At 75.2% G+C, this 14470-nt stretch carries 12 protein-coding genes; 10 read left to right on the top strand and 2 right to left on the bottom strand.

Features of this window, described 5'->3' with window-relative positions:
- Positions 1-68: 68 nt before the first annotated feature.
- The 6 genes from era (at position 69) to ACFO3M_RS01115 (ending at position 6278) form a co-directional block, all read left to right on the top strand.
- Positions 69-983 carry a GTPase Era gene (gene era, locus ACFO3M_RS01140; protein ID WP_387985271.1) on the top strand — a complete coding sequence of 305 codons (915 nt, stop codon included), beginning with the start codon at positions 69-71 and terminating at the stop codon, positions 981-983.
- Positions 983-1774 carry a DNA repair protein RecO gene (gene recO / locus ACFO3M_RS01135; RefSeq protein WP_387985269.1) on the top strand — a complete coding sequence of 264 codons (792 nt, stop codon included), beginning with the start codon at positions 983-985 and terminating at the stop codon, positions 1772-1774. Before era ends, recO begins: the two co-directional genes overlap by 1 nt.
- Positions 1764-2546 (top strand): isoprenyl transferase, encoded by a 783-nt coding sequence (locus tag ACFO3M_RS01130; RefSeq protein WP_387985267.1) that lies wholly within the window; start codon positions 1764-1766, stop codon positions 2544-2546. Before recO ends, ACFO3M_RS01130 begins: the two co-directional genes overlap by 11 nt.
- Before the next feature lie 161 nt (positions 2547-2707).
- Positions 2708-4264 carry an FAD/NAD(P)-binding protein gene (locus tag ACFO3M_RS01125; protein WP_387985264.1) on the top strand — a complete coding sequence of 519 codons (1557 nt, stop codon included), beginning with the start codon at positions 2708-2710 and terminating at the stop codon, positions 4262-4264.
- 56 nt (positions 4265-4320) lie between these two features.
- The gene (locus ACFO3M_RS01120; RefSeq protein ID WP_387985261.1) at positions 4321-4755 is read left to right on the top strand and encodes a hypothetical protein; all 435 of its coding nucleotides are present in this window, start codon (positions 4321-4323) and stop codon (positions 4753-4755) included.
- Positions 4755-6278 (top strand): FHA domain-containing protein, encoded by a 1524-nt coding sequence (locus ACFO3M_RS01115; RefSeq protein WP_387985258.1) that lies wholly within the window; start codon positions 4755-4757, stop codon positions 6276-6278. Before ACFO3M_RS01120 ends, ACFO3M_RS01115 begins: the two co-directional genes overlap by 1 nt.
- A 462-nt stretch (positions 6279-6740) precedes the next feature.
- Here ACFO3M_RS01115 and ACFO3M_RS01110 read toward each other — a convergent pair whose 3' ends face one another.
- A complete protein-coding gene (locus tag ACFO3M_RS01110) occupies positions 6741-8843 on the bottom strand; it encodes a cation:proton antiporter (RefSeq protein WP_387985256.1) in 2103 nt (700 codons plus the stop codon).
- A gap of 254 nt (positions 8844-9097) precedes the next feature.
- On the opposite strand from ACFO3M_RS01110, the gene ACFO3M_RS01105 reads away from it, so the two are divergent.
- Complete coding sequence (locus ACFO3M_RS01105; RefSeq protein WP_387985253.1) at positions 9098-9943, top strand: protein kinase domain-containing protein; 846 nt, start codon at positions 9098-9100, stop codon at positions 9941-9943.
- An 81-nt stretch (positions 9944-10024) separates the two neighbouring features.
- On the opposite strand, the gene ACFO3M_RS01100 is transcribed toward ACFO3M_RS01105, so the two are convergent.
- Positions 10025-11890 (bottom strand): serine/threonine-protein kinase, encoded by a 1866-nt coding sequence (locus ACFO3M_RS01100; RefSeq protein WP_387985250.1) that lies wholly within the window; start codon positions 11888-11890, stop codon positions 10025-10027.
- A 280-nt stretch (positions 11891-12170) separates the two neighbouring features.
- On the opposite strand from ACFO3M_RS01100, the gene ACFO3M_RS01095 reads away from it, so the two are divergent.
- From ACFO3M_RS01095 to ACFO3M_RS01085, 3 genes are all read left to right on the top strand, one after another.
- Positions 12171-13019 (top strand): hypothetical protein, encoded by an 849-nt coding sequence (locus ACFO3M_RS01095; protein ID WP_387985247.1) that lies wholly within the window; start codon positions 12171-12173, stop codon positions 13017-13019.
- Between the two features lie 84 nt (positions 13020-13103).
- Positions 13104-13421, top strand: a complete 318-nt coding sequence (locus tag ACFO3M_RS01090) for an antibiotic biosynthesis monooxygenase family protein (RefSeq protein ID WP_387985245.1) — start codon at positions 13104-13106, stop codon at positions 13419-13421.
- Positions 13422-13460: 39 nt separating this feature from the next.
- On the top strand, positions 13461-14468 hold the full coding sequence (locus ACFO3M_RS01085; RefSeq protein WP_387985242.1) for a hypothetical protein: 1008 nt from the start codon (positions 13461-13463) through the stop codon (positions 14466-14468).
- Positions 14469-14470 lie beyond the last annotated feature (2 nt).

Here is a 14470-nt window from a genome sequence, read left to right as displayed (position 1 = left end):
GGACGGCACGTGGCCGCGGTGTCGGCCGGTGGGCCGACGATGTCGTCACGCAGTGGGAGACTGGGCCGGTGAGCACGCCGGACCAGCCGTACCGCAGCGGCTTCGCCTGCCTGGTCGGCCGGCCCAACGCGGGCAAGACCACGCTGACCAACGCCATGGTCGGCGAGAAGGTCGGCATCGTCAGCAACCGGCCGCAGACCACCCGGCACGCGATCCGCGGCGTCGTGCACCGGCCCGGCGGGCAGCTCGTCCTCGTCGACACCCCCGGCCTGCACAAGCCCAGGAGCCTGCTGGGCCGCCGGCTCAACGACGTCGTCCGGGACACGCTGTCCGAGGTCGACGTCGTGGTGTTCTGCATCCCGGCCGACCAGCCGGTGGGCACCGGTGACCGCTTCATCGCCCGCCAGCTGAAGGAGGTCACGGCGCCGGTGGTCGTCGTCGTGACCAAGACCGACGCCGCGTCGAGGAAGCAGGTCGCCGAGCAGCTGGTGGCCGCCAGCCAGCTCGTCGAGGCCGCCGAGGTCGTGCCGGTGAGCGCGGTCGCGGGCGACCAGGTCGAGCTGCTGGAGGACCTGCTGGTCGGCCTGCTGCCGGAGGGTCCGCCGCTGTACCCCGAGGAGCAGACCACCGACGAGGACACCGACCGCCAGATCGCCGAGCTCATCCGCGAGGCGGCGCTGGAGAAGGTGTTCCAGGAGGTGCCGCACTCGCTCGCCGTCACCGTCGAGGAGCTCAACCGCCGGCCCGACCCCAAGCGGGAGGGCGCGGAGCTGGTCGAGGTGCACGCGCTGCTGCACTGCGAGCGCCCCAGCCAGAAGCCGATGCTGCTGGGCAGGGGAGGGTCGGTCATCAAGGCGATCGGCACCGAGGCCCGCGCCGGGCTCGAGCAGCTGCTCGGCGCGCGCGTCCACCTCGACCTGCACGTCACCGTGCTCGGCGAGTGGCAGGACGACCCCAAGAAGCTCAACCGGCTCGGGTACTGATGAGCACCACGCCGAAGTCGCTGTACCGCGACGAGGGGATCGTCCTGCGCACCCAGAAGCTGGGGGAGGCCGACCGCATCGTCACGGTCCTCACCCGCCGGCACGGCAAGGTGCGCGCGGTGGCCAAGGGCGTGCGCCGCACCAAGAGCAAGTTCGGCGCCCGGCTCGAGCCGTTCAGCCACGTGGACGTGCAGTTCTACACCGGCCGGAACCTCGACATCGTCAGCCAGGCGGAGTCCATCCGCTCCTACGGCTCGGTCATCGCCGCGGACTACCGCGCCTACACCGCCGGTACCGCGGTGCTCGAGACCGCCGACCGGCTGACCGCGGAGGAGAAGGAGCCCTCGCTGCGGCTGTTCCTGCTCGTCGTCGGCGCGCTGCGGGCGCTGGCCGAGCAGACGCACCCGGCCGGGCTGGTGCTCGACGCCTTCCTGCTGCGCGCGATGTCGGTGGCCGGCTGGGAGCCGGCGCTCGGCGACTGCGCCCGCTGCGGCCTCGAGGGGCCGCACCGGCACTTCTCCGTCCCCGCGGGCGGCTCGGTGTGCCTCGACTGCCGCCCCGCCGGAGCGGGCAGGCCCAACCCCGTCACCATCGGGCACCTGGAGGCGCTGCTGTCCGGCGACTGGGCCACCGCCGAGGCCAGCGAGGCCGCGCAGTGCCGCGAGGGCAGCGGCCTGGTCGCCGCGTTGCTGCAGTGGCACCTCGAGCGCGGGCTGCGCTCCCTGCCGCTGGTCGACCGCTCGGACCCGTCGGCCCCGCGCCGGGAAGTGAGCCTGCTGAGTGAGGCGTGAGGTCCCGGCGCCGCGGCAGGTGAAGCCGCCGAACCCGCACCCCTCGGGCGTCCGCCCGCCCGAGCTGCCCGCCGACAAGGTGCCCCGGCACGTCGCGATCGTCATGGACGGCAACGGCCGCTGGGCGAAGGAGCGCGGCCTGCCCCGCACGGCCGGCCACGAGGCGGGGGAGTCCTCGCTGTTCGACTGCGTCGAGGGCGCCATCGAGCTCGGCGTGAAGGCGATCAGCGCCTACGCCTTCTCCACGGAGAACTGGCGGCGCAGCCCCGAGGAGGTCCGCTTCCTCATGGGCTTCAACCGCGACGTCATCCGCCGCCGCCGCGACGAGATGCACGACCTCGGCGTCCGGGTGCGCTGGGCCGGCCGCCGTCCGCGGCTGTGGCGCAGCGTCATCCGGGAGCTCGAGGTCGCCGAGGAGCTCACCCGGGACAACGACGTCCTCACGCTGACCATGTGCGTCAACTACGGCGGCCGCGCCGAGATCGCCGACGCCGCCGCGGCCATCGCCCGCGAGGTCGCCGCCGGCCGGCTGGACCCGGGCGAGGTCGACGAGGACACCGTCGCCCGGTTCCTCGACGAGCCGGACATGCCCGACGTCGACCTGTTCGTGCGCAGCTCCGGGGAGAACCGGACGAGCAACTTCCTGCTGTGGCAGTCGGCCTACGCCGAGTTCGTCTTCCTCGACACCCTCTGGCCGGACTTCGACCGCCGGCACCTGTGGGCCGCGTGCGAGGAGTACGCCTCCCGCCAGCGCCGCTTCGGCAAGGCGTAGGCCCCCGTCCGCGGGTCCGCGACGGGGACCGCCCGGACCGCTCCGCGGGCGTCCGTGCAGGCCGGGACGCGGTTCCGGCCTGCCGCGCCGGAATCCGTTGACAGTGCGTGCGCGCCCCCTGACAGTGGCGGCTCCCCCGACAGAGGACGGAAGCCCCCACCGTGAGCGAGAGCACGATCGCGTCCCAGCACGCCCGGACCCCGGCAGCAGCACCGCAGCCCGGTGACCTGAACGACCAGCTGATCGCCAGTGACTTCTGGACCGACCAGATGCTGGCCGACGCCGGCATCCCCGTCGTCGACGTCCCGTTCGTCACCTTCGGTGGCGGCATCGGCTCGTTCGTCACGGTCGACTACCTGCGGATCTGCGGTGTCCCGACGAGCGCCATGCGCGTGCTCACCCCGCTGAAGACGCCGTGGGAGAGCTACGAGTACCTGACGACGGTCTCCCAGATCCCGCGCGGCGAGCGGCTGCGGTCGGACTCGTCGTCCTGCCCCGACAACATCTGGGGCTTCCCGAGCTACGCCATCCGCGAGGCCCTGCAGGGCAACCTCAAGCAGGCCTGGAACGTGCTGGTCGAGCCGATCTTCGCGAACTACTACACGCCCAAGGCGGGGCACGCGTTCGAGTCGATGGAGAAGGAGATGTACCGGATCCGGTACCCGGAGATGGTCGTCCACGGCCAGGTCCGCATGGTCCGGCGCCGCGTGGGCGGCGGGTACTTCACCATCCTGACCCCGCCCGAGGGCGCGACGCCGACCAAGCGGATCGCCTACCGCAGCACCTGGGTGCACGTGGCCGTCGGCTACCCGGGCCTGAAGTTCCTGCCCGACCTGCAGCGCTACCGCAACGAGCACAACGACTACGGCAGGGTCGTCAACGCCTACGAGCGGCACGAGCAGGTCTACGAGCGGCTGCACCAGCGCCCGGGCACCGTCCTCGTCCGCGGCGGCGGCATCGTGGCCTCGCGCGTCCTGCAGCGGCTGATCGACGACCGCGACCGGCTCGGCCTGCAGACCCAGATCGTGCACCTGTTCCGCACCTACGTGGACAGGCCGCACGGCACCGGCATCCTCAAGCGCCGCAAGGGCGCCGACGGCTGGGCCTACCAGGGCTTCAACTACCCGAAGTCGGTGTGGGGCGGCCAGCTCAAGCAGCAGGTGCGCAAGAGCGAGGGCGCCGACCGGAAGCGGCTGTACGAGGAGATGGGCGGCACCAACACCCCCGTCCGGCGGGACTGGAAGGAGCAGCTCAAGCGCGGCCGCGCCGAGGGCTGGTACCGGGTGATGATCGGCCGGATCGAGGAGATGAAGCCGGCCGGCGACCTCGTCGAGGTCACCGTCAGCACCCCGGACCAGGGCCCGCACACCGGCACCTTCGACGCCGTCATCGACTGCACCGGCCTCGAGGCCGACATCCGCGAGCACCGCGTCCTGGCCGACCTGCTCGACCACTCCAACGCCACCCGCAACCCGGTGGGCCGGCTCGACGTCCAGCGGAACTTCGAGGTCACCGGCACGCGGAACGGCGGCAAGGTCTACGCCTCCGGCAGCGCCACCCTCGGCGGCCCGTTCCCCGGCGTCGACACGTTCTTCGGCCTGCAGATCGCCGCGCAGGAGATCGCCGACGACCTGATCGCGCAGGGCTTCGCGCAGAAGCTCGGGCCGGGCCGGTCGACCAGCCAGTGGTGGAAGTGGGTCCGGAACGAGCAGATCTGACCGACCCGCCCTCACCCCGCCGACCGACGTCCGCGACGACCGAGAGAGACGACGCCGTGCTGCCCACCCTGAACGGCCGCATCCAGACCAGGATCTTCCTGCTGGCCGTGGTCGGTTCGATCTGGACCCTGATCATCACCCCGGTGCTCCCGACCGGGGCCTCGCTCGGCGCCTCCTACGGCGCCACCTTCTCCGTGCTGCTCGTCGTGCTGGTGCTCGGCGTGCTGTGGGAGCTCGTCTACCACGGCATCCAGCAGTTCCGGTGGGAGAAGGACTGGCCGACGCTGTTCGGCCTGCTCACCGGCATCCCCGAGGGCCTGCTCGTGTGGTTCCTCTTCGCCGGCGGTGCGATCCCGTGGATCGACTCGCTGCCCGGCCCGGCGTTCGCCGTCCACTTCGTCAGCACCTGGCTGATCGTGTGGCTGGTCGCCAACGGCCCGATGCGCGTGCCGTTCATCCACTGGCGGATCAACGGCGGGAGGCTCGTCTGATGTCGGCCCCCACGCCTCCGCTCACCGGGACGACCGGCGCACCGGCCACCGTGCCGCCGTTCGACCAGGTCGCCGTCCGGGTCGCCCCCGGTCCCGACCTCGTCGTCCGGATGCCCGGGGTGCTCCTGGTCGTCGGGGTCACCACGCAGCCGTCCGGCCCCGCCGCCCCGGCGGCCCGGCCGGCGCTGGTCGGCTGGGGCTCGGCCCCGGTCCCGCCCGCGCCCGCGGCCGCCCCGGCCGGCGACGCGCACGTCGGCGAGCTGGTCGCGCTGTGCCGCCGGCTGTCGGCGGCCGGCTCCCGCGCCCCGGGCCGCCGGCTGCACGAGGAGCTGCGGACCTGGCTCGGCACCGTGACCGAGCCGCCGTCGTTCGCGGTCGCCGCCGCCACCGAGGACGGGCTGACGCTCGTGCTCGTCGGCGGCGGCAGCGCCGAGGTGCCCGACCTGGGGCTGCGGCTCACGCCGGCCCAGGGGGAGAAGCTGGACAACGGCACCCTCGTGCTCGACCGCTTCGTCACCTGGCCGCCGGCCCCGCTGCACCTGTCGGCCGGCTCGCCCGCCGACACCGCGCCGCACCCGCTCGCCGACCTCGAGGCCGGCGCGGTCCCCGGCGCGGCCGCGGTGCTCTCACCGGCCCCCGCGCCCTCGGCCGCCGCCCCGGCGCCGTCGGGCACCATGCAGGTCCGGCTGCCGGCACCGCACGCCCGGGTGCCGCTGTCGACGGCCAAGCCGCCGGCCCGTCCGGTGCCCGCCGCGCCCGCCGGGGCCCCGGCCGGCCACGACCACGCCGGCCACGCCTCCGCCGGTCACGACCACGCCGGTCACGACTCCGCCGGGCACGCGCACGCGGCCCCGGCACCCCTCGCGGCCCCGGCACCCGCCGTCGACCCGGCTCCGGTCGCGCCGCCGCCCGCGCCGGTGGAGCTGCCGGCGCCGGAGCGGTCGTCCCTGCTGTTCGGTGCCGCCGCCGAGGCGGAGCCGGCGCGGCAGCCGCTGCCGACCCCGGGCCAGGAGCCGGCGCCCGCCGCCGCGGAGCCGGAGGACGAGCGGCCCACGGTCAAGGGCATCCTCTGCAAGAACGGCCACCTCAACGACCCGCGGGCCGGGTTCTGCGCGCTGTGCGGCATCCGCACGACGCAGCAGACGGCGGTCGTCGTCGAGGGCGTGCGCCCGCCGCTGGGGCTGCTCGTCTTCGACGACGGCGCCACGGTGAGCCTGGACATGGACTACCTGCTCGGCCGCGAGCCGGAGACCGACGAGCGCGTCGTCTCCGGCCGGGTGCGGCCGCTGCTGGTCCTCGACCAGACCGGCGGCGTCAGCCGGCACCACGCCGAGATCCGGCTCGAGGGCTGGGACGTGCTGCTGGTCGACGTCGGCTCGGCCAACGGCACGCTCGTCGCCCCGCGCGGCGCCCCGGGCTGGTCCTCGCTGGTGCCGCACCAGCCGATCCGGCTGACCCCGGGCACGGCGGTCCGCATGGGCGGTCGCCAGTTCGCCTTCGAGTCGCAGCACGGCGGGTACTGACCCGCACCCCGCTCCGCTCCGGCGCCCGTCTCCCCACCCGGGGAGGCGGGCGCCGTCGCGTTCCGGGGACTCCCGCGGGTGCCCCACCCGCGGTGGAGCTCTGTACCGGTCAGGGCGCGACGCCCGGGGGCCGGAGAGGGGGAGGGGTCCTGCGCACGCTCGTGCTCTGCCCACCGGTGTGTGCAGAGCACGAGCGGTCGGAGCGGGGACGACCGGGGGCAGGGACCACGAGGAGGTGAGGAGGGCCGGGAGGTGAGGAGGGCCAGGAGGTGAGGAGGGCCAGGAGGTGAGGAGGAGCGGGAGATGAGGAGGAGCGGGAGATGAGGAGGAGCGGGAGCAGTCGTGCTCTGCCCCCGGTCGGGGGCAGAGCACGAGCGGCGGCCGGGGAGCAGGAGCCGGACGCGACGGAGCCCGCGTCCCCTCGAACGGGACGCGGGCTCCGGGCCTGCGGGGGAGCGGGGCTCAGGAGGCCCCGGGGCGGGCGGCGATGCCGGCCAGGGTCTCGTCCATGTCCCGGTCGCTGTCGGCCGTGCCGGCGTGCACCAGCAGGATCGGCGTCAGGTCGTCGGCAGCCGGGACGGGGCCGGCACCGGCCGGGGCCAGCAGCAGGGCGGGCAGCGTCTCGGTCTCCGCGGCGACCTGGACGCCGGCCTTGCGCAGCGAGTCGGCCACGTTGCGCCGGACGCCCCGCCGGCCCTCCGCGGCCCGCAGCTGCAGCGGCACCCGGCGGCCCACGGCGGCGTGCGCGGCCAGTCGGAGGGCGGCCCGGCCGGAGGCGTCGCCGTCCTGCAGCACCGCGACCGGCCCGCCCGGCTGCAGGCCCGCCTCGCCGAGCTCGCCCGAGACGGTGACCACCGACCCGCGCAGCGACGGCGGCCAGGGGGTGCCGGCGGTGAGCGCGCCCTCGACGATGCCCCAGCCGCTGCGGACCAGGACGACGTCGGCCGCGGTGCTGCCGGCCAGGTCGGCCACCTCCGCCCACGGGTCCTCGCTGAACCGCGAGGCGACCGACGCCTTCAGCCCCCGGGCCTCGACCAGCCGGGCCAGGGACCGCAGCTCGTCGGCCACGGTGGCCATCAGCTCGAGGTCGGCGCCCAGGCCGCTGGACACCTCGGGCTTGGGCCGGGAGCGGCGGACCACCCGGGTCAGCACGACCTGCGCGGGCGACTCGCGGCCGACCAGGTCGCAGGCCAGCTCGACCAGCGCGGCGTCCCGGTCGGGCTCGTCCACGACGACCACGACGGTGTAGGCCTCGGTGAGCCCCATCTCCGCCCGCTCGGCCGCGGCGATGTCCCGGTCGAGGATCCGCCTGGGGTAGACGAGGTTGAGCAGCGGCGTGGCCATGCCCGTCGTCACCAGGGCCATGATCACCATGAGCGTGAACATCTCGCCGTCGAGCACGCCCTGCTGGACGCCGATGTTGAGGATGACCAGCTCGGTGAGCCCGCGGGTGTTCATCAGCGTGGCCAGGGCGGTGGACTGGCGCCGCGGGACCCGCATGGCCCGCGCGGCGGCGTACGCGCCGACGAACTTGCCGGAGATGGCGACCAGCAGGATCAGGCCGAGCTCGCCGAGGCCGGCCAGGTCGATGGCGCCGACGTCGACGTTGAGGCCGGTGATGACGAAGAACACCGGCAGCAGCAGGAGCACGCTGACCTGCTCGAGCCGGTCGATGATCTCGTGGTTGAGCCGGGCGGCGCCCTTGCGGGGCATGACGACGCCGAAGAGGAAGGCGCCGAAGATGAAGTGGATGCCGATCTCCTCGGCCACCCAGGCGCTGGTGAGGATGCCGATGAGGACGCCGGCGAGCATCTCCGGGGTGAGCTGCCCGAGCCGCTCGTAGCGGGTGACGAGGACCCGCAGCACCGGCTTGACCACCAGGAACATCACCAGGGCGAAGGCCACCGACAGGCCGAGGATCAGCACCACGCCGGTGAACGACGAGGCGGCCACGATCGCCACGACGACGGCCAGCAGGCACCAGGCCAGGACGTCGTCGACGGCGGCGCAGGCCAGCGCGAGCACGCCCGTGGGGACGCGGTGCATCTGCCGCTCGGCGAGGATCCGCGCGAGCACGGGGAACGCGGTGATGGACATGGCCACGCCCATGAACAGGGCGAACCCGAGGAAGGGGATCACCGAGGTCGACCCGTCGGTCGCGGTGAAGACGTCGTGCTGGGTGTGCAGGTAGGTCGCCAGCAGCACGCCGAGCGCGAACGGCAGCAGGATCGACGCCAGCGACACCGAGACGGCCACCTTCTCCCGGCCGCGCATGAACGACAGGTCCACCTCGAGGCCGACCAGGAACATGAACAGCACCAGGCCGAGCTGTGCCAGCACGTTGAGGAACGGCCGGATGTCGGTCGGGAACAGCAGCAGGTCGAGGTCGCCCGGCAGGGCGCCGAGCAGCGTCGGGCCCAGGAGGATGCCGGCGACGATCTCGCCGACGACGGCCGGCTGACCGACCTTGACGGCCAGCCGCCCCATCAGCCGGGCGATGACCATGATCACCGCGAGGTCGACGAAGACGTAGGCGATGATCTCTGCGACGGGGCGCGCTTCCACGTGTTCTCCGGGCATGGCTGTCCGCGCCGCGTGGGACCGCGCGGGAGTCGGTTGGGACGGCGGGGACCGGGCACCCGGGGCCACGCCGGGCGCGGATGCTAGCCGCGGCGGTCCGGTCGCAGGGGTCCCGCGCGCGCGGCATCTCGGCGGGCGCGAACCGGTTCCCGGACGGCGGGTCCCCCGGCACACTGTGCCGCTGCCGCGCACCGCGGCGTCCGGCGCGGCCGGGGATACAGCGTTTCAGGAGGACATGCATGGATGCCGTCGGCCTGGTGGGCGCGGCGCCTGCCAACATCGCGGACTACCAGGTGGTCCGCGTGCTCGGTGAGGGCAACAACGGCCGCTTCTACCTCGCCCGCCCCCCGGCGCGGCTCGGCCTGCCCGACGAGTACGTCGCGGTGAAGGTCTTCACCGGCACCCACAGCGAGCAGGCCTACGAGCGGGGCGTGCGGGAGCTGCGCGCCTTCGCCCAGGTGGCCTCGCCGTACCTGGTCAAGGTCTACGACGCCGTGCTGCAGGACAGCTTCCTGTACGCGATGGAGTACTGCCCCCTCGGCTCGCTGGCCGCCCCGGCGCGGCCGCTGAGCCGCGGCGAGGTGCTGCGCGCGGTGGCGCACGCCGCGCACGCCGCGCACGCGCTGCACGAGGCGGGCCTGACCCACGGTGACGTCAAGCCGGCCAACGTCCTGCTCACCGAGGAGGGTGGCAAGCTCTCCGACCTGGGCCTGGCCCGCTACCTCGCGCCGGGCGTCACGCTGACCGGCATGGCCAGCGCCGCCTCGGTCGAGTTCCTGGACCCGGCGCTGCTGCGCGGTGACCGGCCCTCGCGGGCCACCGAGGTGTTCGCCCTGGGCGCCACCCTCAACCGGGCGCTCACCGGCACCGGCCTGTACGGCGAGCTGCCCGACGGCGAGCCGCTGCTCGCCATCCGCCGGGTGATGAGCGCCGAGCCGGCGATCGCTCCCGGCCTGACCGACGAGGAGGCCGCGCTCGTCTCCGAGTGCCTGGCCCCGGTGGGGCAGCGCCCGGTGACCGCGCTGCAGGTGGCCGAGCGGCTGGACCGGATGGCCGCCGAGGCGCTGGGCGCCGCCCGCGCCTGACCGGCGTCCGACACGACGAGGGCCCCGTCCCCACCGGCCGGTGGGGACGGGGCCCTCGTCGTGTGGGGGGCCGGGAGACGGTCAGCGCTGCGTGAAGTCGCTGTGCGCGCTGTCGGTCCACCAGGCGTACAGGGTCCCCAGCCCGGCCTGGCCGCCGTTCTGGATGGCCACGATGCCCTCGGCGGCGAGGTCGTCCTGCGTCCAGTACAGGATCGCGTTGTTGTCCCCGTCGACGAAGCAGCCGAGGCGGCCGGCGTCCACCCCGCCGATCGTGTACTCGTCGTAGCCCTGCCCGGTGGCGCAGTCCGGCTGGCCGGTGAAGGGGCTGACGCCCTCGCGGGTCATGTCCGCCAGGAAGACGGCGTCGACGGTCGCGGCGTCCTCGTACAAGTAGAACGACGACGCCCCGGGACCGGGCTGGGTCGCGGCGGCGCCGCAGTTGACCGCGGCGACGTCGCCGTCGCCGGCCGGGTCCGCGGTCTCGCAGGCCGCCGGGTCGAAGTCGCCCGGGAGGATCGCCAGCAGCTGGTCCTGGGCGTCGGCGTCGGTGGAGGTCCCGCCGCCGGTGCTGCCGCCGGAGGTGTTCCCGTCCGACGTGTCGCCGCCGGAGGTGTCGCCGTCGGAGGTGTTGCCGCCGGAGGTGTCGCCGTCCGGGGTGCCCCCGGTCGAGGTGCCGGTGTCGTCGGCCCGGACGTCGTCGCCGCCGCTGAAGCCGCCGGCCAGCGCGATGACCCCGACCACGACCGCGATCAGCGCCACCGCGGCCCCCACGATCAGCAGCGGCAGCCTGTTCGAGCCCTTCCCGCCGCCCGAGGCCGACGAGCCGCCCTGCGGCGGGAACCCGGGCCCGGCCGACGGCGGGAAGCCGGTGGGCGGGCCCGGGTTCGAGGGGGGCCCGTAGCCGGTGGGCGGGCCGGGGTTCGACGGCGGCCCGTAGCCGGTGGGCGGCCCCGGGTCCGACGGCGGGGTGTACAGCGCCGCGGGCGCGCCCGGGTGCGACGGCGCCCCGTAGGAGCCGGCGGGGCCGGGGTTGGAGAAGCCCACGGTCTGCGGGTGGGCGAGCAGCGGGGCGACCGACGTCGGCGGCGCGGTCTCGGGCCGCACGGTCACGCCGGCGGAGCTCAGCGCCGCCCGCGCGGCCGCGGCGAACTCACCGCAGGTGCCGTACCGCTCGTCGGGCTCCTTGGCCAGGCCCTTGAGGACGACGTCGTCCAGCCCGCGGGGCAGGCCCGGCCGCAGCGCGGACGGCGGCTGCGGGGTCGTGTTCAGGTGCGCGTACATGAGCGTGGCCAGGCCGTCGCCGGTGAACGGCCGCCGGCCGGTGAGGCACTCGAACAGCACGCACGCGAGCGCGTAGACGTCGACCCGCTTGTCGATCGGCTTCTCGAGGAACCGCTCGGGCGCCATGTAGTCGAAGGAGCCGAGTGCGGCGCCGGTCTGGGTCAGCGCGGGGCCCTGCGCGTCCGACGTCGACCGGGCGATGCCGAAGTCGACGAGGTAGACGAACTCGTCGTCACCGGTGCCGGTCAGCAGCACGTTGGAGGGCTTGACGTCGCGGTGCACCAGGCCGTCGGCGTGCGCGGCGTCGAGGGCCCGGGCGGTCTGGCTGACGACGCCGACCGCCCGCTCGGGGCTCATCGGACCCTCCTCGGCCAGCACGGCGGCGACGTCGCGGCCGGGCACCAGGCGCATGTCGAGGAACAGCCGGCCCTCGATCTCGCCGTAGCGGTGGATCGGGACGATGTGCGGCTCGTTCAGCCGCGCCGCCAGGTGCGCCTCGCGGCGGAAGCGCTCGCGGTAGCCGCGGTCCGCGGCCAGGTGCTCGGAGAGCACCTTCAGCGCGACCGTGCGGTCGTGCTCGGTGTCGAACGCGCGGTACACCTCTCCCATGCCGCCGCGGCCGAGCAGCACCTCGATGCGGTAGGGGCCGAACTGTTGCAACTCCACCGGTGATCCTCCGTGTGCCGCAGCTCCGGGCGCTCGTCGGAGCCGGCGCCGGGTGCGGGTCGACGGCGGAGTCTAGGGACGGGTCCCCGGCCCGACCAGCGTCTCGGCCGCGGCTCGGTGGCCGGCGGGACGGGGCGGCCACCGGGCGGCGGACCGTGACCGGGCCGTGACCCGGCGGCGGAACTGGCGCGCGCGAACCAGTGGTCGGGACGGCGGGGTCTCCCTATCTTCCTCTCGCTCTCGGGCCCCCAGCGCCCGTCCCCACGAACGGAAGAAGCAGATGAGTCAGCCCCCCGGCCAGTACGGCGCGCCGAGTCAGTACGCGCAGCCCGGTCAGTACGGCGCGCCCGGTCAGTACGGCGCCCCCGGCGGCTACGGCGCGCCCGGCGGCTTCGGCCCGGGCGGCGGCCCCGGCTTCGGCCCCGGCGGCTACGGGCAGCCGCCGCAGAGGAAGAGCGTCCTGCCCTGGGTGATCACCGGGCTGGTCGTGGTGCTGGCCGGCGTCGGCGTGCTCCTGTTCTTCCTCCTCCGCGGCGACGACACCCCGGCCCCGGCGGCGCAGGAGTCCTCGACCTCGGCCGACGCCTCCGACGACGGCGGCGAGGAGGGCGGCGACGAGGGTCCCGACACCGGGTCCGGCACCGGCTCCGACACCGGCACCGGCTCGGGCATGGGCATGGACATGGGCGGCCCGGTCGGGGTGCCGCCGGGCGCCGGCACCCCGGGCAACGGCGGGGGCGGCAGCACCGGCACCCCCATGGGGAACGACACCGGCGGCGCCGCCGCCGGCCAGATCCCCGGCTCCTCCGACCTCGCGCTCGCGTGGGTGCAGGCGGTCTACGACTTCGACTTCGCGACCGCCTACGGGCTGTCCTGCGCCGAGCTGCAGGCCGCGGCGCAGCAGGGCTCGGCCGGCACCGAGTACGGCCCCGAGGAGTACCTGACGCTGTACTTCTACAGCCAGGTCCTGGGCGGCCAGACCATCGCCGAGGGCGGCCTGGTCAGCATCGAGTACGACCCGGCCAACGCCGTCGACGTCGCGACGTTCGAGCTGACCCTCGGCGACGGCACCACCCAGAGCGTGCAGGTCTGGGTCGGCCAGGACCTCACGGTCTGCAACTTCGGCTGACGCACCCCTCCGACGGCCGGTCCCCGCAGCGCGCGGGGGCCGGCCGTCGGCGTCTCCACCGCCGGACTGCGGCACGATGGGCCGGTGTTCGCGGTGACCCGGCTGCGCGTGCCTGAGACCGAGGCGGCCCGCCTCGCCGACGCCGTCGACGGGCTGCTCGCGGCGCTGACCGCCCGGCCCGGCTGCCACGGCGGGGAGGCCGGCCGCTGCGCCGACGACCCGACGCTGTGGGCGCTGGTCACCCGCTGGGACGGCGTGGGCGCCTACCGCCGCGCGCTGTCGGCCGCGGAGGTCAAGGTCGCCGGCGCGCCGGTGTGGGTGCACGCCCTCGACGAGCCCGGCGCCTACCTCCCCGTCGACGAGCCCGGCGCGCGCCCGGTCGCGCAGGCCCCGGGTGCGTAGCCTGCCCGCGAGAGCACACACCGGCCCGGGAGAGGCGCGATGAGCCAGCCGCCGCAGGACGAGGGGACGCCGCCCGAGCGCACCCGCGAGGTGCGCCTCCCACCGCCGCCCCCGCGTCCGCTGCCCGACGAGCCCACCGACCGGCTGCCCGGCGGTCCCGAGCAACGCGACCCCACCCTGCGGATGGGCGCCCCCGGGCAGCAGCCCGGACCCCAGCAGCCCCGGTACGGCGGGCCGCCGTACGCCCCGCCCGGGTACGGGCAGCCTGCCCACGGGCAGGCACCGTACGGGCAGGCCCCGTTCGGTCAGGCGCAGCCCGGCCTCGGTCAGCAGCCCCCGTACGGGCAGCCGCCCGCCGCCGCGCCGGGGTACGGCCCGCCGGGCTACGGACCGCCGGGCTACGGACCGCCGGGCTACGGACCGCCGGGCTACGGGCCGCCGCCCGGGTACGGCGCCCCGCCGCAGCCGCCGCGCCGGAACCGCGGCCCGCTGGTCGCCCTGCTCGCCACGCTCGCCGTCCTCCTGGTCGGCGGCGGCGTGCTCGCCGCGGTCCTCCTCTCCCGGGACGACGACGGCGGCGGCGGCCCGGCCGCGACGGCGACGTCGGCCGGCACGTCGGCGTCCACCTCGTCGTCGCCCCCGTCCTCCTCGCCGGAGTCGTCCGGTGGGGGCGGCTTCGGCGGCGGCGCCGGCACCCCGACCGGGGGCGGAGGCGGGGGAGCGGGCGGGGACCTCAACGTCCCCGGCAGCCCGGACTTCGCCGCCTCGTGGGTGCAGTCGGTCGTCGACCGCGACGCGGCCGCGGCCTACGACGGCCTGTGCGCCGACGGACGGGGCCAGTTCCCCGACGGGCAGGCGGTGCTCGCCGACTTCGACGCCTTCCTCGGCGGCCGGATCACCGAGGGCTCGGCCACCGGCGCGGCAGCGGCCGGCGACGTCGACGAGGTCACCTTCGAGGTGACCCTCGACAGCGGGCGGCCGGCCACCTTCGTCGTCACCGTGGTGGACGAGGGCGGCCCGGCCGTCTGCGGGTACACCGAGCCCTGACC

This window comes from Geodermatophilus arenarius (assembly GCF_042654585.1).
Classification (GTDB): domain Bacteria; phylum Actinomycetota; class Actinomycetes; order Mycobacteriales; family Geodermatophilaceae; genus Geodermatophilus; species Geodermatophilus arenarius.
Note: the sequence above shows the minus strand (reverse complement) of the source record. Positions and strands in the feature narration are given on the sequence as shown.